The sequence below is a fragment of the Allonocardiopsis opalescens genome (assembly GCF_003002095.1).
Taxonomy (GTDB): Bacteria; Actinomycetota; Actinomycetes; order Streptosporangiales; family Streptosporangiaceae; genus Allonocardiopsis; species Allonocardiopsis opalescens.
This window is the reverse complement of sequence record NZ_PVZC01000002.1, coordinates 154,215-172,547: the sequence shown is the minus strand read 5'-3', so window position 1 is coordinate 172,547 and position 18,333 is coordinate 154,215. Positions and strand designations below refer to the sequence as shown.

General features: G+C 74.2%; 13 protein-coding genes. 8 read left to right on the top strand and 5 right to left on the bottom strand.

The window, feature by feature from the left end:
• The first annotated feature begins 23 nt into the window (after positions 1–23).
• The 3 genes from CLV72_RS07490 (at position 24) to CLV72_RS07475 (ending at position 5,364) form a co-directional block, all read left to right on the top strand.
• Entirely contained in the window at positions 24–845 is an 822-nt protein-coding gene (locus CLV72_RS07490; protein WP_106241997.1) for an SDR family oxidoreductase, read from the top strand.
• 751 nt (positions 846–1,596) lie between these two features.
• Positions 1,597–3,105 carry a CYTH and CHAD domain-containing protein gene (locus CLV72_RS07485; RefSeq protein ID WP_106241994.1) on the top strand — a complete coding sequence of 503 codons (1,509 nt, stop codon included), beginning with the start codon at positions 1,597–1,599 and terminating at the stop codon, positions 3,103–3,105.
• Between the two features lie 1,203 nt (positions 3,106–4,308).
• Complete coding sequence (locus CLV72_RS07475) at positions 4,309–5,364, top strand: pentapeptide repeat-containing protein (protein WP_245930056.1); 1,056 nt, start codon at positions 4,309–4,311, stop codon at positions 5,362–5,364.
• A 159-nt stretch (positions 5,365–5,523) separates the two neighbouring features.
• Here CLV72_RS07475 and CLV72_RS07470 read toward each other — a convergent pair whose 3' ends face one another.
• Together CLV72_RS07470 and CLV72_RS07465 are read right to left on the bottom strand one after the other, a co-directional pair.
• Positions 5,524–5,922 carry a hypothetical protein gene (locus CLV72_RS07470; RefSeq protein ID WP_106241988.1) on the bottom strand — a complete coding sequence of 133 codons (399 nt, stop codon included), beginning with the start codon at positions 5,920–5,922 and terminating at the stop codon, positions 5,524–5,526.
• Positions 5,919–6,158: a hypothetical protein gene (locus tag CLV72_RS07465; protein WP_146159378.1), complete on the bottom strand. Its 240-nt coding sequence runs from the start codon at positions 6,156–6,158 to the stop codon at positions 5,919–5,921. The genes CLV72_RS07470 and CLV72_RS07465 overlap by 4 nt, the downstream gene beginning before the upstream one ends.
• Positions 6,159–6,819: 661 nt before the next feature.
• On the opposite strand from CLV72_RS07465, the gene CLV72_RS07460 reads away from it, so the two are divergent.
• The 4 genes from CLV72_RS07460 (at position 6,820) to xylA (ending at position 11,583) form a co-directional block, all read left to right on the top strand.
• Positions 6,820–8,391, top strand: coding sequence for a DNA-3-methyladenine glycosylase 2 (locus CLV72_RS07460; RefSeq protein WP_106241982.1), 1,572 nt, complete (start codon positions 6,820–6,822; stop codon positions 8,389–8,391).
• Positions 8,388–8,885: a methylated-DNA--[protein]-cysteine S-methyltransferase gene (locus CLV72_RS07455; protein WP_170140907.1), complete on the top strand. Its 498-nt coding sequence runs from the start codon at positions 8,388–8,390 to the stop codon at positions 8,883–8,885. Before CLV72_RS07460 ends, CLV72_RS07455 begins: the two co-directional genes overlap by 4 nt.
• Before the next feature lie 143 nt (positions 8,886–9,028).
• The gene (gene xylB, locus CLV72_RS07450; RefSeq protein WP_106241977.1) at positions 9,029–10,426 is read left to right on the top strand and encodes a xylulokinase; all 1,398 of its coding nucleotides are present in this window, start codon (positions 9,029–9,031) and stop codon (positions 10,424–10,426) included.
• A complete protein-coding gene (xylA, locus tag CLV72_RS07445) occupies positions 10,423–11,583 on the top strand; it encodes a xylose isomerase (protein WP_106241974.1) in 1,161 nt (386 codons plus the stop codon). Before xylB ends, xylA begins: the two co-directional genes overlap by 4 nt.
• Positions 11,584–12,350: 767 nt before the next feature.
• Here the strand turns inward: xylA and CLV72_RS07440 are convergent.
• A complete protein-coding gene (locus tag CLV72_RS07440) occupies positions 12,351–12,953 on the bottom strand; it encodes a TetR/AcrR family transcriptional regulator (protein ID WP_106241970.1) in 603 nt (200 codons plus the stop codon).
• A 588-nt stretch (positions 12,954–13,541) separates the two neighbouring features.
• Here CLV72_RS07440 and CLV72_RS07430 point away from each other — a divergent pair.
• On the top strand, positions 13,542–15,692 hold the full coding sequence (locus tag CLV72_RS07430) for an MMPL family transporter (RefSeq protein WP_245929974.1): 2,151 nt from the start codon (positions 13,542–13,544) through the stop codon (positions 15,690–15,692).
• Positions 15,693–15,808: 116 nt separating this feature from the next.
• On the opposite strand, the gene CLV72_RS07425 is transcribed toward CLV72_RS07430, so the two are convergent.
• Positions 15,809–17,062 (bottom strand): ROK family transcriptional regulator, encoded by a 1,254-nt coding sequence (locus tag CLV72_RS07425; protein ID WP_211302768.1) that lies wholly within the window; start codon positions 17,060–17,062, stop codon positions 15,809–15,811.
• A 60-nt stretch (positions 17,063–17,122) separates the two neighbouring features.
• The gene (locus CLV72_RS07420) at positions 17,123–18,223 is read right to left on the bottom strand and encodes a Glu/Leu/Phe/Val dehydrogenase dimerization domain-containing protein (RefSeq protein WP_245929972.1); all 1,101 of its coding nucleotides are present in this window, start codon (positions 18,221–18,223) and stop codon (positions 17,123–17,125) included.
• Between the last annotated feature and the right edge of the window lie 110 nt (positions 18,224–18,333).

The window sequence follows — 18,333 nt, the reverse complement described above, 5'->3', positions numbered from 1 at the left end:
GGCCGGCGGTACCGTGAGCATCCATGGCACTCATCCTCGTCGTCGGCGGCAGCGGGTTCCTCGGCACCGAACTCGTCCGGCAGGCGCTGGCGGCGGGTCACCGGGTCGCCGCCACCTACCGGACACGGCCGGGCGGCGCGGCCGCGGCGTCGTGGTCCCCCCTGGACGTCCGCGACCGCCGGCAGGTCGCCGAACGGGTGGCCGCGGTGCGGCCCGACGCGGTCGTCAACGCCGCCTACCAGCAGACCGACTGGGCGAGCACCGCGGACGGCGCCGCGCACGTCGCCCTCGCCGCCGCCGCGACCGGCGCCCGGCTCGTGCACGTCTCCAGCGACACCGTGTTCTCCGGCGCCGCCGCCCGCTACGACGAGACCGCCGCCCCCGACCCCATCACCCCCTACGGCGCCGCCAAGGCCGCGGCCGAGACGGCGGTCAAGGCCATCGACCCCTCAGCGGCGATCGCCCGCACCTCGCTGATCATCGGCGACGGCGGCTCCGGCCACGAACGCCGCGTCCACGCCCTCGCCACCGGCCAGGCCACCGGAGTCCTGTTCACCGACGACATCCGCTGCCCCGTCCACGTACACGACCTCGCGGCCGCACTGCTGGAACTCGCCTCACCCGGGCACACCGGCACCTACCACCTCGCCGGACCCGACGCGCTCAGCCGGCACGAACTCGGCGCCCTCATCGCCCGGCGCGACGGCCTCGACCCCACCGCACTGCCACGCGGCGAACGCGCCGAACTGGGCCCGCCCGGGCCGCTGGACCTCCGCCTGGACGGCACCGCCAGCCGCCGGCGCCTCCGCAACCGACCGCGCGGCGCCCGCGAGTTCCTGGCCTGACCGCACCACCACCGGCGCGCCGGCGCCCCCGTCACCGCGCGGACCGGCGAGAGCGATCGAGAAGTCGCCCGCCACGCCGATCGGACGGGCGTCCCACACGGCCACGGCCAACACGACACCGGTCGTGCGCCCCGACCATGCCCGTCGCCGTCGGACAGACCGCGCTGAGACGGAGCCCCGGGTCGAGAAGGGGCATCCGGAGCGGATTCGAAGGCCCCGCTGAGCCCAGCGACCCGGCACGGGAGGCGTCCCGCCACCACGTGGGTCCCGGCAGCGCGGGTCGGCGACCGTCTCCTCGTCCGGGTCTGGCGGCCGCGCCGTGCGGGAGCGGGCCGCCGCTGCCCCGGTGGTGTGCGCCATCGCGTCCGTCCGCGGCCGTGTACCCATGTTCGGTCGGGGTGCTTCGCGGTGCCCGGAACGATCGGGAGGCGAGCGGTCCGCCCGTGGCCGGTGGTCGATGCGGGGGCCGCGTCCATGCGTGCGCTGACCAGCGCGGGTGCTCAGCGCAGGGATCCGCTTCGTTCGGGGTCGGCGTCACCGGCGACCGTCTCGGCGTCGGTGGCGGGCACGGCGCCGTCCATCCGGCACCGCGGGGCACACGGTGCCCGGCCGGAGCGTTGTGATGTTGGAAGAGCACCGCACGCGGGAAGCATGAGGGCCGGACCGCCACCGGCCCCCACGGCGGCGCCGAGGCGCGTTCCCGCCCCCGGCAGCCGTACCCCGGGGCGGGCACGCACACGAGGGAGGCCCCATGAGCGACCACCAGGAGATCGAGACGAAGTTCGAGGTGGACGCCGAGTTCAACCTGCCCGGCCTCGGCGACCTCCCCGGCTGCGCCGCCGTCACCCTCAGCGACGTGCAGCTGCTCGGCGCCACCTACTACGACGCCCCCGGCCTGCCGCTCGCCGCGCACGGCGTCACCCTGCGGCGGCGCACCGGCGGCACCGACGAGGGCTGGCACCTCAAGCTGCCGGTCAGCGCCGGAGTGCGCCGCGAGCTGGGCGAGCCGCTGACGCCCGCCGCCGACGGCCCGCCGCGCCGACTCCTCGACCTCGCCGCCCACCGGCTGCGCGGCGCCCGCCCCGAACCGGTGGCCACCCTCACCACCCGCCGCTCGGTGCGGCGGCTGCTCGACGGCGACGGCCGGACGCTGGCCGAGATCGCCGACGACTCCGTCGTCGGCACCACGGGGCCCGACGCGCCCGCCGTGTCCTGGCGCGAGGTCGAGGTCGAACTCGGCACCGGCTCCGCCGAACTGCTCGCGGCCGTTGGGGAGCGGCTGCTGACCGCGGGCGCCCGTCCGGCCGCGTCAGCGTCCAAGCTGGCCCGCGTCCTCGGCGACCCGCGCCCGGAGCCGGACCGGTGGCCGAAGGACTCCACCGCGGCGGGCGTGGTCCTCCCAGCGCTGCGCCGCCACTACGAGAAGCTGGTGACCAACGATCCGCTGGTCCGGCTGCGCGGCGCGGACGCCGTCCACCAGATGCGCGTCTCGGCCCGCCGCTCGCGCGCCCTGCTGCGCGCCTACAGTTCGCTGTTCGACCCCGCCGCCGCCCGCCAGGTCGCCGACGAGCTGCGCTGGCTCGGCCGCGCCCTCGCCCCGGCGCGCGACGCCGAGGTGATGCGGGCGCGCATCGCGCACCGCGTCGCGGCGCTGCCCGGCCCGCCACCCGGAGCCGAGGCGCTCGCCGCCGAACTGGACGCCGAACTCGCCGAGCGCGAACGCGACGCGTACGCCGTGGCGGACGAGGTGCTGGCCGGTGACCGCTACCGCGAGCTCCTCGACCGCCTCGACGCACTGATCGCCGACCCGCCGCTCACCCCGCGCGGCCGCGCCAAGGCGCGCCCGGAGCTGGCCCGCGCCGTCGCCGACTCCTGGAAGCGCGTCGAACGTGCCGAGAAGCGCGCCAAGCGCGCCGACACCCAGGACGCCGCCGACACCGCCCGCCACGACGTCCGCAAGGCCGCCAAGCGCGCCCGCTACGCCGCCGACGCCGCCTCGGGCGCCCTCGGCAAGCCCGCCCGCCGCCTCGCCAAACTCGCCAAGCGCGTCCAGACCGCGCTCGGCGACCAGCAGGACGGCGTCGTCGCCCGCGACGAGCTGACCGCGATCGCCGGACACCGCGCCGACTCCCCGAACGGCTTCGCCCTCGGCCTGCTCACCGGCACCGAGTACGTCGAGATCGAACGCGCCCGCACCCACTACCTGGAGGTCCGGCGCCCCAAGCGCGCCAGGAAGCTGGTCGCCAAGATGAAGCGCTGACGGGCGGTGCGCGGCGTCACGGCGCACCGCTGAGGCCCGGCCGGGCGTAGGGGCGGCTCCGGCCACGGCGGCGATCGGTCGCGTACGGGGGGAGGACCAGCACCCGGCGGACACCTACCGGAGCGAGCCGCGCCGCGGTGGGCCGAGCCGACTCAGCGGCCACCATGCCACTGTGGCGGGAGCCGACGACGAGCGGCCAAGGCCGCTCCAAGGGCCGGAACAGCAAGGAGAGGCGCGGCCGGGCGGCGATACCCGCGGGCCGAGTACGGCGATCGCCGCCGGGCCGCAGCCGCTCACGGCGAAACTCTGCGGTGCGCCGCGCCGGGCACGCGTCGACCCGGGCAGCGTCAGGCGTCGGCTCTTCGGGGCGCCTGTCGGCGCGCGAATCCGCTCGCGGAGCCGCCATGCCGCGAAGCGAGCGGCACGGCCGCGACGATCCGGCGCCCACAGCGCGGCTCGGCGCAGGCATGAGACACATCGGGCCGCGCCGTGGGCAGGGCCTCCGCCAGCTCAGGGGGCGGGCAGTGGCGGACTGCCACCCACTATGCGATCCCGATGCCGCCCGCAACGGCGTATGCGCGCCCGTCGCACCAGGCACCGGCGGCCCCGCTCAGCCCTCCGGCACCGGTTGCGTACCAGCCACCCGACCGACGACCTTCACCACCGCCCGCGCCCGGACGCCCGCCGATCACTCGCCCTGCCAGCCGGAAACGTAGGCGATCCTGAACCCACAGGTCAGCCCGTCAGCGGCTGGAGTGCCGCCGTCATGCTCGGCCAATGTTCCATCCCAACGGACAATCAACACAGACCGCCTCCGCCAAGCCCGTCGAGCGCTCCACCGAAAACAGCGCCAACCACTCCTTCCCCCGCCCTCCCTGGGGGCAGCAGATGGGATCACGCTTCGCCTGCGGCGCTCACCGTGTCTTGGACTACGGACGTGTAGGTGCGTGCTGTCCGGCGTGGGTTGGCCCTGGCTGGTCCACGCCGGTCGGCGGAATGTTGGACGGGGGGTTGTTGGGGTGGGGTTCGTGGCCGTTGGTGGTCAGGCCCGGTGCCGAGGTGGCTCGTGGTGTTGTGATGCGGACTATGCGGAGTTTCCTACAGCGGTGGTTCCAGCGTGTTCGGGGCGTTGGCGGGCGGGTCGGTGGGTGGATCGGGGGGCGTCGGGTCTGGTTGTGGGTTCCGGTAGGTGTGGGCTTGGCGGTGGCGGTGCTGTGGTTGGTGCTGGGGCCGGTGACGGATTGGGCGGCCGGGGACAGGGTGTGGACGCTGCCGCCTGATCAGGAGGCGGCGGCGGTCAACGCGGTTCGTCAGACGTTGTTGCAGGCGGTGGGCGGGACGGCGGCGCTGTCGGCGCTGGTGTTCACCGCGACGAACTACCTGCTGAACCGGCGGGGCCAGTTCACCGAGCGCTACGCGGTGGCGATCGGGCAGCTGGCCTCCGAACAGCTGGCCGAACGCATCGGCGGGATCTACGCGCTGGAACATCTGATGCGCGAGTCCGAGCGCGACCACACCACCGTGGTGGAGGTGCTGGCCGCCTTCGTCCGCGAGAACGCCCCCGTGGACGACACCGCCGCACCCGCCCCGAAAGGGGACCGGGACCGGTGGATGCACCCACCGGCGGGAACACCTGATGACCCGTCCGCCGAACGGTCCGCGGCACGGGTGGCCACGGATGTGCAGACCGCGCTCACCGTCCTCGCCCGCCGCCCCAACCGCCCCGAACCCAACCCGGTGGACCTACGAAGCACCGACCTACGCGGTGCGAACCTGGTGGGCGCTCGCCTCGAAGCCGTGCTCCTGGTGGGCGCTCACCTCGAACACGCGTACCTGGGGGGCGCTCGCCTCGAACACGCGTACCTGGGGGGCGCTCACCTCGAACACGCGCGGCTGGGGGGCGCTCACCTCGAACAAGCAAACCTGTGGGGCGCTCGCCTCGAACACGCGTACCTGGGGGGCGCTCACCTCGAACACGCGCATCTGGGGGGCGCTCACCTCGAACACGCGTACCTGGGGGGCGCTCACCTCGAACACGCGTACCTGGGGGGCGCTCACCTCGAACACGCGAACCTGGGGGACGCTCACCTCGAACAAGCAAACCTAGGGGGCGCTGACCTCGCATGGGCGGATCTGTGGAGCGCTCACCTCGCAGGGGCGGATCTGCGGATGGCTCGCCTTGAAGGTGTGCGTGGTTTGACTGCTGAGCAGTTGGCGTCCGCGATCACGGGTGAGGTGTCGGGCGGCGGCGCTGGATAGTAGGGGGAAGTTGTCACACGGTCAAGGCCGGTCCCTGGCGTGAGTGTGCGCCTGGTGGCGTCTCCTCCGCCGGGGCGGGGCCCGGCCGCCGCCCGTGCGGACGGTGCGCATGGCGCGGTCGTACAGCCAGATGTCGAGTCGGGCCGCCGGGCGCGCCCACTATGGGATGTGCGCCCATTCCGGGGTGCCGGGGCGGATCACCGTGATGACGGGGGCGTACTCGGCGACCTTGGTCGCCCAGTGGGCGGCCGCCTCGAACACGAACCGCTCGCCCAACTGGTGATCGTCGGCGACGTGGGCGATCGCGGCGATGCCCGCCAGCTGCTCGCCGGGGGGCGCGCCGGTCAGCGCGTAGTCAAGGGCGGTGTCCAGCAAGCCGCGCAAATGGGCGGTGCCGTAGCGCTCGTTCGGCCACAGCGGCGCCCCGGCTTCACTGGCGCGCTCCAACCGGTCGTCCAGCTCTCGCGCTGCGTCGGGCAGCCGCACGGCGTCCGTGGCGGCGTCGGTCAGTGCGGCGGTGAACGCCCACGTGAGATCTAGGGTGCTGTCGTCGGTCATGACTGGGCCTCCTGGTCGGCCTGGGCGAACACGGTCTTGGTCATCGCGGCGGGGTCGGGGACGGGGCGGAGCCGGGCGGGCTGCGGTTCGGGCTCGGTGGAGTCGTCGTGGCGCTGCTCGTCGTCGTCCTGGTCGTCCTGCTCGGCTTCGATCTGCGCGAGGAAGTAGGCGGCGGCGACCAGGGCGTCATGCCTGAACGCCCGGTCCAGCGACAACAGCAGACGGACGCCGCTCATGATCTCGCCGGGGTCGGCGCTGGTGACGAGGAAGGCGGCTCGGCGCGCGCTGGCCTGTCCGGCTGCGCGCGCACGTGCGGTGATCTGGGCCAGATGACGCTGCTCTAGACGCCCTGCCGCACGACGCCCTGGGCCGACTACTGGACTCGCTGAACCTGCGGGTGGACTTCGACCGCCGGACCCGACGCGCCAAGATCACAGCGACCCTCACCAGCGACCGCCTAGACGAGACATGGTCAGCGAGCAACGTCCTGACCAGGCGCAACGCTAAGAAGAACTGCACCCATCTGCGAACCCCGCCCTCCCTGGGGGGCTCCCCTACAACCATCCTTGCGCTCCAGGGTGCGCCGCGTGCGGGTTACCCACGGGTTGTGGACAACGAAGGGCCAAGGCCGCCGCCTGTGGACGGTCGGCTTGCGCCGCCACCATCCCGCGCCCGGGCACGGAATCGCGGCCCCCGCCCGCCGTGTTGACCTGGGCGGACCTCGACGGACCGGCCCGGTCGGCGGCCGCCGTCCACCGGGCACGCGGACGCCGCCCGCGCACCGTCGCGCCCGGCCCGGCACCAGGGCGGCAGCGGGAATCGGCGCCCGGAGCGGCCGCCACCGCCAGGTCCGATTTCCGCGAGCACGGACCCGGAAGCTGCGGGTTGAATGGGGGCATGGACATCGCGACCGCTGCCGAACCGAGCGCCGCCACGGCGGCCGCCACCCCCGGCGGCACACGCGGCAACGGCCAGGAGCACCTGCTCCGCGACCTGGACTTCGACACCTGCTACCGCGCCATCGTGGCGCGCGACGCGCGCTTCGACGGCCGCTTCTACATCGGCGTCACCAGCACCGGCATCTACTGCCGGCCGATCTGCCCCTCGCGCACCCCCGCCCGCCGCAACGTGCGCTTCTACCCGCACGCCGCGGCCGCCGAGGTGGCGGGCTTCCGCGCCTGCCGCCGCTGCCGCCCGGAGACCAGCCCCGGCTCACCCGACTGGGACGTCCGCAAGGACCTCATCGGCCGCGCGCTGCGGCTGATCGAGAACGGCACCGTCGACGCCGAGGGCGTCGGCGGCCTCGCCGGACGGCTGGCCGTCACCGAGCGCCACCTGCACCGCCTGTTCATCGCCGAGGTCGGCGCCGGGCCGCTCGCACTCGCCCGCACCCGCCGCCTCCAGCTCGCCCGCCGACTGCTCGCCGAATCCGACCTCCCCATCACCGATATCGCCTTCGCCAGCGGATTCGGCAGCGTCCGACGGTTCAACGAGAGCGTCAAGGACGCCTACGGCCTACCGCCGGGGGCGCTGCGCGGCCACCGGACGGGTCGGCCGCTCCGGGCCGCCCAGCCCGGCGGGCCGCTGTCGCTGCGGCTGGCCTACCGCCCGCCCTTCGACGCGGCCGCCCTGCTGGACTTCCTGGCCGCCCGCGCGATCCCCGGCGTGGAGGAGGTGAGCCCGAACCGCTACGCCCGCACCATCGCCACCCCGGGCGGCCCCGGCACCCTCGAACTGCTGCCCGACCCCGGAGCGCCGCAGATCGTGCTGCGCCTCGCCGTGCCCGACCTGCGCGGCACCCCGCAGGTCGTGGCGGCCTGCCGGGCGCTGTTCGACCTGTGCGCCGACCCCGCCACCGTCGCGGGCGTCCTCGGCGCCGACCCGGCGCTCGCGCCGCTCGTCGCGGCCCGGCCCGGGCTGCGGGTGCCCGGCGCCTATGACGGCTTCGAACTCGCGGTCCGCGCGGTACTCGGCCAGCAGGTGTCCGTCGCGGCCGCCCGCACCCTGGCCGGACGGCTGGTCGCCGCCACCGGCACCCCGCTGCCGGAGCCCGTCGGTACCCTCACCCACGTGTTCCCGACCGCCGACGCGCTGGCAGGGGCCGACCTGGACCATGTCGGACTCACCGGGGCGCGCCGCCGCACCCTGCGCGCGCTAGCCGAGGCCGTGGCGGACGGCGGCCTCCACCTCGACTCCGGCGCCGACGTCGCGGCCACCACCGCGGCACTGGAGGAGCTTCCCGGCATCGGCCCGTGGACCTCCGGCTACATCGCGATGCGCGCCCTGCGCGACCCCGACGCGTTCCCCGGCACCGACCTGGTGCTGCGGCGCGCGATGGAGTCAGCGGGCATCACCACCACCGAGCCGTGGCGTCCGTGGCGGGCCTATGCCGCACTGCACCTGTGGACGGCGCCGCCCGAGCAGATCCAGCGGATTCCGCAGCACCACCAGACAGGGAAGACATCATGATCCGATCGCTCGTCATGCCCACCCCGATCGGGCGGCTCAGCCTGCTCGAACTCGACGGCGCCCTCATCGGCGCGGGCTTCTACGACGACCCGGCCGAGCTGCACAACCGGTTGCACAGCTCCATGCGCCCGCTGCCGATGACCCCGGCCGACGACCTCGGCGAGCTGAGCGCCGCCGTCGAACGCTACTTCGCGGGCGAGGCCACCGCCCTCGACGACCTGCCCGTCCACCAGCCCTCCACCCCGGTGCGCGAGCGGATGTGGCAAGCCATGCGCGAGGTCAAGGCCGGGAGCACGGTCACCTACGCCGAACTGGCCGCCAATGCCGGCCACCCCGGCAGCGCCCGGGTCGCGGGCAACGCCTGCGCCGCGAACCTGGTCGCCCCGATCGTGCCCTGCCACCGCATCCTCGGCGCCGGCAACCGGTTGAACCACTACGGCTACGGCCTGGACGCCAAGCTGTGGCTGCTGCGCAACGAGGGCGCGATGATCTGAGCCCGCCCGCCGGACGGCATCGTGCGCGGTGCCGTCCGAGCGGCGCGCAGCGGGTCCGGCGAGCCGTTGACTTTTTTGTTGCCGAGCCATACAAATAGCGGGAGCAGCGATCACGCGCTCTCGACGGAAGGTTCGGCCAGGCCATGCTCGTCGCCGGCATCGACTCATCGACCCAGTCCACCAAGATCGTTCTGTGCCGGGCGGACGACGGCGGAATCGTCGGCGAGGCCACCGCCCCGCACCCCGACGGCACCGAGTGCGACCCCGCCGAATGGTGGCACGCGCTCACCAAGGCGGGTGAGCACCTGCTGGAGCGGGCCGACGCCGTCGCGGTCGCCGCCCAGCAGCACGGCATGGTCGCCCTCGACGCCGACGGCGAGGTCGTCCGGCCCGCCCTGCTGTGGAACGACGTCCGCTCCGCACCCCAGACCCGCGCCCTCACCGCCGAACTCGGCGGGCCCGGGGCGTGGGCCGAGCGCACCGGCAGCGTGCCCGCCGTGTCGTTCACCGTCACCAAGCTGCGCTGGATGGCCGAGCACGAACCCGGCAACGCGGCCAGAACCGCCGGCGTCCTCCTCCCGCACGACTGGCTCACCTGGCGCCTCGGCGGCAAGCGCGAGCGCACCACCGACCGCGGCGACGCATCGGGCACCGGCTACTGGAGCCCCGCCACCGGCGAGTGGCTGCCCGAGTTCCTGACCGCCGCCCTCGGCCACTCCGCCGACACGCCCCGGGTCGCCGCCCCCGGCGAAGTCGTCGGCGAGACCTCCTGGGGCGCGAAGCTCGCCCCCGGCACCGGCGACAACATGGGCGCCGCCCTCGGCCTCGGCCTGCGCACCGGCGACGTCGCCGTCTCCGTCGGCACCTCGGGCACCGCCTTCGCCGTCGCCGAACACCCCACCGCCGATCCCACCGGCATCGTCGCCGGCTTCGCCGACGCGACCGGCCGCCACCTTCCGCTGGTGTGCACCCTCAACGCCGCCCGCATCCTCACCTACACCGCCGGCCTGCTCGGCGTCGACGTGGACGAACTGTCCCGACTGACCCTGGCCGCCGAACCCGGCGCGGGCGGCGTCACCCTGCTGCCGTACTTCGACGGCGAGCGCACCCCCGCCCGGCCCGAGGCGAACGCCGTCATGCGCGGCCTCACCGGCGCCTCGGCCACCCGCGAGAACCTGGCCAGAGCCGCCGTCGAAGCCCTCGCGTGCAGCCTGGCCGACGCCGTCGACGCCCTGGTCGAGCACGGCGTCACCGTCAACCGCGTCCTGCTCATCGGCGGCGGCGCCCGCTCCGACGCCTTCCGCCGCATCGCCCCGGCCGTGTTCGGGCGGCCGCTGGAGGTCCCCGAACCGGCCGAATACGTCGCCCTCGGCGCAGCCCGCCAGGCCGCCTGGGCGCTCCGAGGCGGCCCCACTCCGCCCGAGTGGCCGAGCCCGCCGGCGCTGACCTGCACCGCCGACCCCACCCCGCACGTGCGCGACCGCTACGCGGAGCTGCGCGAGGACACCCGACCCTGGCACGAGAATCGAGAGGCCCGATGAGCGACCGCTACACACCCACCCCGCAGGACCGCTTCTCCTTCGGCATCTGGACGGTCGGGTGGGCCGCCCAGGACGTCTTCGGCGGCCCGTCGCGCGCCCCCATGGCCGCCGACCGCGCCGTGCGCAAGCTCGCCGAACTCGGCGCGTACGGAGTCAACTTCCACGACAACGACGTGTTCCCGTTCGAGGCCGACGACAGCGAACGCAAACGCCTCATCGACGCCTTCCGCACCGCCCTGGACGAGACCGGCCTGGTGGTGACCACGGCCACCACGAACCTGTTCGGCCACCCGGTTTTCAAGGACGGCGCGTTCACCGCAAACGACCGCGACGTGCGCCGCTTCGCGCTGCGCAAGGTGATGGCCAACATCGACCTGGCCGCCGAACTCGGTGCCCGGACCTACGTGTGCTGGGGCGGTCGCGAGGGCGCCGAGTCCGGCGCCGCCAAGGACGTGCGCGCCGCCCTGGACCGCTACAAGGAGGCCTTCGACCTCCTCGGCCAGTACGTGCTCGACCAGGGCTACGACCTGCGCTTCGCCATCGAGCCCAAGCCGAACGAGCCGCGCGGCGACATCCTGCTGCCGACCGTCGGCCACGCCCTCGCCTTCATCAACGAGCTGGAGCACCCCGAACTGGTCGGCCTGAACCCGGAGGTGGGCCACGAGGAGATGGCCGGCCTCAACTACGCGCACGGCATCGCGCAGGCGCTGTGGCACGGCAAGCTCTTCCACATCGACCTCAACGGTCAGCACGGCCCGCGCTTCGACCAGGACCTGCGCTTCGGCGCGGGCAACGTGGGCGGCGCCTTCTGGGTCGTGGACGCGGTCGAGTCGGGCGGCTATGAGGGCCCGATCCACTTCGACTACAAGCCGCCGCGGACCGAGGACGACGAAGGCGTCTGGGAGTCGGCGCGCGCGTGCATGCGCAACTACCTCATCCTGCGCGAGAAGGCCCGCGCCTTCCGTGCCGACCCGGAGGTGGCCGAGGCCCTGGCGGCGGCACGGGTGCCCGAGCTGAGCACGCCGACCGTCGCGGAGGGTGAGACCTGGCGCGAGTTGCGCGAGGTGGAGGTGGACGTCACCGGTCTGGCCGAGCGAGGGATGGCCTTCGAGCGGCTGGACCAGCTTGCCCTGGAGCATCTTTACGGGGTTCGGTGAGGCTCACTTCCTTTCCGTGTTCGGGGGGCGGTCGGATGGATCGCCCTGGTTGAGGTTGAGAGGATCGTCCTTTCCGTCGGCCGTCCTGGGCTCTGTCCCAGGACGGCCGTCTCTCGGTTGGTGTGGTCGGTCACGTTGCCGCGGTCACGCCGCCGGCCGTCGTTCTCGTTGTCGGAACGGGCTGGAACGGTGCTAACCGCTCCGGCCCGTGCTTCCCGTGAAGCCCCGCCGACCCGCGTCGACGGCTTCCGTGGCGTCTGGCCAGCGGGGTGCTTGACGGGAGCGCCAGCGCGCATCGGCACTCCCTCCCCTCGACTGACCAGTGGTGGCGGCAACGTGACCGCCACGGGGAGAGCATCTCCCGAAGGGGGGAGAGCGGTCCATGTGGAGGTGTGCGGCTTGTGGATAAGGTCGCCGGCCGCTTGGGTTGTCCACAGTTCGGGCTGGGAGCTTGCGTGGTCTTGCAGGAGTGGCACGGCCTTTCGGGGTGATCCTCGGGCTGCGGAGTCAGCGCACCACCTGCCCGCCGTTCGGTGCGCGTGCGTCCCGCCCAGGCGCCTTTTCCCCGGACCTTGAAGGTCCGGAGGCTTCTGGTGCCTGCGGTGCTGGCGGGAGGGGCCGACCGCTGAGAATGACGGTCGAGAGGCGTCGGCGCGGGCGGCCTGGACGAGTGGCCGTCGGAGATCTCCGCCACCCGGCGCGGGCGGGTTCGCGGGTTCTGCCGCGGATGATGACGCTCGTCTCGCCTCGGCGGGCGCGGCCTGCGATCACATGACGGTCGTGCCGTCGGCGGCCGGTGGCGGTGGTGAGGCCGGGCGGCGCAGGGTCTGGATCAGGAGGCCGACCAAAGCGTCGGGGGTGGGATCGGCGCCGGACTTGGACATGTGGCCGGTCTGGGAGAGGTCGACGGCGCCGTGGGCGAGTGTCCAGATGAGCGCGGCGGTGGGGGCTGGCTCGCCGGGGAAGGTGCCGTTGTCGCAGGCGGCGGCCACGAGATCGTGCAGGACCTGGCGGGCGGCGGCCGCGGCCTGGCCGAGTTCGTCGGATTCGCCCTCCCAGGGGCCGAAGGTGAGCGTGAAGCGGGCCGGATGCCGCTGCGCCCAGTCCAGGTAGGCGGTGATGGCGGCCTTGACGGCGTCCACTCCCGCGGGGTGGTCGGCCGCGGCCGCTCGCATGCGGTCGGTGAGCGTGCGCAGTTGGTCGGCGGCGATGGCGGCGAGCAGGTCCTGCTTGCCGGCGAAGTGCTTGTACGGGGCGTTGTGGGAGACGCCGGCGCGCCGGCCGACCTCGCGCAGCGTGACCGCGGCCGGACCGCCGGCGTCCAGGAGTCGGGTGGCGGCGTCGATCAGCCTGGTACGGGTCGGATTCATCGGCCTCCTCTAGGTTGACGATGTCAACCTAGGCGGCTAACGTGGTTGACGGCGTCAACCTACCAGTGTGCGCAAGGAGTAGCCAACATGCCCCCCGACTCACTCCCCGCCTCCGCCCGCGGGCGAGCCGTGGTCACCGGCGCAAGCGGTGGCCTCGGCGAGGCGGTCGCCCGCCCCCGCGCGGCCCGGCGGATCCGCACCGCCCTCCCCGGCGCCGGCCTGCCGCTGCCGGCGCGGGTCCTTCGTCGCTCGCGAGCGGTTCCCGAGGGTGCCGCCCACCGCTGACGGTCCGCGGCGACCGGACGGGCGATGAAAGCGCCTGTCTGACCGGCCGCGGTGAGAACCCGCAGATCCGGCCGTAGCCGGCAGAACACGCCCGAGACGACGCCGGTGCCCCCTTCTCGGCGCGGCGCTCATACCGGCGTCGCGCCGCATCCCGGCACGGAGACCGACCTCCCGCAGGGGGACGCACTCAAACCCGCCCGTCGAGGAGGTCGGCCGCCACAGCATCCTATCATTCCTACCTGTTTAATGGAGTTTATCCCTATGTTCATACGGCTGGGGCGCCTCGCCCATGCGCGAAGGCGCGTGATCTTGATCGCGGCGGCCCTGTTCATGGTGCTCGCCGGCGCCTGGGGCGGCGGCGTATTCGGCGCGATGAGCACCGGAGGGCTCGAGCCGCCGAACGCGGAGTCCAGCCGCGCCTCCGAGCTGCTGGAGAGCCACTTCGGGCACCAGCCCGGCGATCGGGACACGGTGGCGCTCTACACCGACCCCACCGGCGAGCTGACCGTCGACGACCCGGCCTTCGAACAGGCGGTGACGGCGGCGCTCGACCGGCTGCCGGAGTCCGAGGTCCTCTCCTGGACCGGCTACTGGAGCCCGGGACTCACCGAGGAGGAGCGCGCCGCCTACGTCTCCGGGGACGGGTCCGCCACGATCGCCACGCTCACCCTGAACGGCGCGGACACCACCGAGCGCCTGGAGTCCTACGGCGAGATCGAGCAGGCGGTCCGGGCCGACGACGGCCGGCTGGAGACCTACCTCGCGGGCGGGCCCACGAGCCTGCACCACCTCCAGGCGGAGGCCCAGCGGAGCCTCGCCGCCGCCCAGCTGATCTCGCTGCCGATCCTGCTGGTCCTGCTGCTGATCACCTTCCGCGGCCTGGTGGCCGCCGCCCTCCCCGTCGCCCTGGGGATCATGGCGATCCTCGGCTCGATGGCGCTGCTGCGCTGGCTGACCCACGTCACGGAGATCTCGATCTTCGCGCTGGAGATCACCATGCTGCTCGGCCTCGGCCTCGCCATCGACTACGGGCTCTTCATCGTCACCCGCTTCCGCGGCGAACTGGACCGCCACGGCGGCGACGTGGGCGCGGCGCTGGCGGCGACGGTGAACACGACCGGACGCACGGTCGCCTTCTCGGGCCTGGTCGTCGTGATCGGCCTCTGCGGGCTGCTGTTCTTCCCGCAGCCGATCTCCCAGTCCTTCGCCTGGGCGGGCATCACGGTGGTCCTCTTCGACATCATCGCCGCGCTCGTGGTGCTGCCCGCCGCGCTGGCCGCACTCGGCCCCCGGATCAACGCGCTCAGCCCCCGATGGCTGCGCCGCCGGCCCGGCACCGTCACCCGCGAGGACCGGGCCTGGGGCGCGCTGGCCGCCTCCGTCACCCGGCGGCCGGTGCCGTGGCTGGCCGGCGGTCTGCTGGTGCTCCTGGCCGCCGCGGCCCCGCTGTTCTGGCTGGAGCCGGGCCTGACCAACCACCGCTACCTGCCCGCGGACAACGAGGCCCAGGTGGTGCCGAGGATCCTGGACGAGCAGTTCGCCGCGGGCCACGCGGGCGAGGCCCGGCTCGACATCGCGATCTCCGGCCCGGTGGAGGAGCGGGCCCTGACGGACTACCTGCGGAGCGTGGACGGTATAGCGGGGGCGCACGACCCTGCCGTCCACCGCGCCGACACCGAGCTGACCTGGGTGAACGTCGGCTACCGGGGCGAGGTCGACGATCCGCGCAATCTGGCGCTGGTGCGCGAGATCAGGGCGCTGGGCGCCCCGGCCGGCGCTGAGGCGGTCCTCGTCGGCGGCGACGGCAGCCCCGCGGTCAGCCTCGACAACAACGAGGCGACGACCGGCGCGCTGCCGTGGGCGCTCGCCTTCGTCGGCCTGTCGACCCTGGTGCTGCTCTTCGTCTGCTTCCGCTCGGTGCTCGTGCCGCTCAAGGCGGTCGCCGTCGCCTTCCTCTCACTGGGGGCCTCGCTCGGCCTGATCGTGTGGGGCTTCCAGGAGGGCGGTTTCCAGGGCCCGCTCGACTTCTACGTGGTGGGCACGACCGACGTGTGGGCCCTGGCGGTCATCATCACCATCGCCTTCGGGCTGGTGACCGACTACGAGATGTTCCTGGTGGGCCGCGTCTACGAGGAGTACCAGGCGACGGGCGACAACCGGCGCGCCATCCGGGTGGGACTGAGCGGCACCGGTTCGGTCATCACCCGGGCCGGACTGCTGATGGTCGTCGTGCTCGCCGCCATGGGCCTCAGCGCCACCTCGCTGTTCGTCATGACCATTGGGGTCGGGCTGGCGCTGTCGGTGGTGATCGACGCGACCCTGGTCCGCTCGGTCATCGTGCCCGCCGCGATGCGGCTGCTCGGCCGGGCGAACTGGTGGCCGGGCGGGCCCCGGTCGTCCAGCGGCCGGCCGGAGCTGCCCGAGGCGGCGAGCGAACCGGCCGGCTACGTGTGACCGCCCGTGACCCCCGGCCGCGGCCGGGGGTCACGGCGTGGCGGGCGCCGAGGGCGGCGCCCACGGTGCCCAGGGCCTGGCCGCCCGGTCCGTCGACGATCGCGGGGCCCGGCCCGCTACGCCGCCGACGGAGCCAGCGGGTCCTCAAGGAGGTCCGTGAAGACCAGTTCGGCGGCGCCCAGCAGAGTGGAGTCCTCGCCGAAGGCGGGGAGGGCGATACGGGCCTGCTCGCGCGGGGCGGGAAGCGCGGCCTCGGTGTAGGCGGCGGTGACGGTGTCCGTCGCCGCGCGGTAGAGGGCGCCGAGCGGGCCGCCGACCAGAACCAGGGCGGGGTTGAAGGTGTTCACCAGCAGGGCGAGCCCGCGGCCGAGCCAGCCGGCGACGCGGGCCACCGCCATCCGGGCGCCGGCCTCGCCCTGGCGGGCCGCGGCCAGCACCCCGGCGGCCGCGACCGCGCCGCCGCCCGGCGGGCGTCCGGCCGCCCGCAGCAGCGCCTCGGCGCCGATCTCGGTCTCCAGGCAGCCGCGCGAGCCGCACCGGCACGGCACCCCGCGCGGGTTCACCATGATGTGCCCGATCTCGCCCGCGTAGCCGCCGACGCCGCGCAGCGGCCGGCCGCCGCTGATCACCCCGGCGCCCACGCCGACCTCGCCGGACAGGTAGACGACGTAGTCGGCGCCGACCGCCGCCCCGCGCAACTGCTCGGCCAGCACCCCGAGGTCGGCCTCGTTGTCGATCCGCACCGGCAGGCCGAGCCGGCGGGTGAGTTCGTCGGCCAGCGGCACGTCCACCCAGCCGAGGTTCGGGGTGAGCCGGGCCACCCCGCCGCCGACCATGCCGGGCACCGCGACGCCCACCCCCACGCAAGCGGCCGCGGGCGGCGCCGCCTCGCGCAGCCGCGCGCAGGCCTGCGCGACGACCGCGACGGCGCGGTCGATGCCGCCGTCGGGCGCGGGGAGTTCGAGCCGCTGCTGGACCCCGCCGCCGAGCCCTACCCGCGCCGCCACCACCTGGCGCACCCGCAGGTCGACGGCGAGGGCGTACCGGGCGTCGGCGCGTGCGGTGACGACCTGGGAGGGCCGGCCGGCCCGCCCGCTGCCGGCGCCGGGCTGCTCGCCGACCAGCCCGGCCTCGGCGAGGGTCGCCACCAGCACGCCGATGGTGCTGCGGTTGACGCCGATCAGCTCGGTGAGTTCGCTGCGGGAGCGCGGGCCGTGCAGGTGGACGGTGCGCAGCAGCGCCGAGAGGTTGCGGGCGCGGATCCCCGCGCGTGAGGCGGCGCGCAGCCCGGGGGGCACGGGCGCCGAGGGGGCGGCCGGTGGTGCCGGAACCGCCGTGCCGAGCCGCGGCCCGGCGACCTCGCCGCCCATGCCCACCAGTGTAGAGGGCCGAGCGGATCGGCCCTGGTCGCGTCGGCGGACGGCCCTGCCTCAGGGCAGCAGGATGCCGCGCAGCCGGCCGACGGACGCCATGCGCCGCTCGGCGATCCGGTCGGCGGCGTCGACGGGGAGCAGGTTCTCCTCGGCCGCGATCCGGTAGACGTCGAGGGTGGTGTCGAAGATCCGCGCCGCCTTGGCCTTGGCGCGCTCGAAGGAGAAGCCGTGGATCTCGTCCTCGACCTGGATCACGCCGCCCGCGTTCACCAGGTAGTCGGGCGCGTACAGCACGCCGTGCTCGGCGAGCTGCTTGCCGACGGCATGGTCGGCGAGCTGGTTGTTGGCCGCGCCGCAGACCAGGCGGGCGCGCAGCGCCGCGGCCGTCTCGCCGTCGAGGACCCCGCCGAGCGCGCACGGGGAGTAGATGTCGAGGTCGGAGCGGACCAGGGTGTCGTTGTCGTCGACCACGTCGACCGCCGGGTACTCGGCGGTGATCCTGTCGACGGCCTGCTCGGACACGTCGGTGACGACGACCTCCGCGCCGTCGTCCAGCAGCAGGCCGACGAGGTGGCGGCCGACCTTGCCCACCCCGGCGACGCCCACCCGCCGCCCGCTGAGGCTCGGGCCGCCCCAAAGATGCTGGGCGGAGGCGCGCATGCCCTGGTAGACGCCGTAGGCGGTGAGGACGGAGGAGTCTCCGGCGCCGCCCGCCTCGACGGAGCGGCCGGTGGTCCAGCGGCACTCGCGGGCGATGACGTCCATGTCGGGGACGTAGGTGCCGACGTCGCAGGCGGTGTAGTAGCGGCCGCCGAGCGAGGCGACGAAGCGCCCGTAGGCGCGCAGCAGCGCCTCGGTCTTGTGGACGGCGGGGTCGCCGATGATGACGGCCTTGCCGCCGCCGAGGTCGAGCCCGGCCAGGGCGTTCTTGTAGGCCATGCCCTTGCTGAGGGCGAGGACGTCGTCGATGGCGTCGTCCTCGTCGGCGTAGGGGTAGAAGCGGGTGCCGCCGAGCGCGGGGCCCAGCGCGGTGGAGTAGATGGCGATGATCGCCCGGAGACCGCTGGGTTCGTCGTGGCAGAAGACGACTTGCTCGTGCCCGGTGTGCCGGCTGAACACGGCTCCTGCACCCGAGCCACGGGTCGCGTGCTCGCTCACGGTGCGCTCCGTTCTTCTTGGTCGTTGCGATGCGGGCGAGATCGTCGCCCACGACCAGGGTGACACAGTCCGGCCGCTTCGCGCCGGATCGGGTGGCACGGGCGCACGCG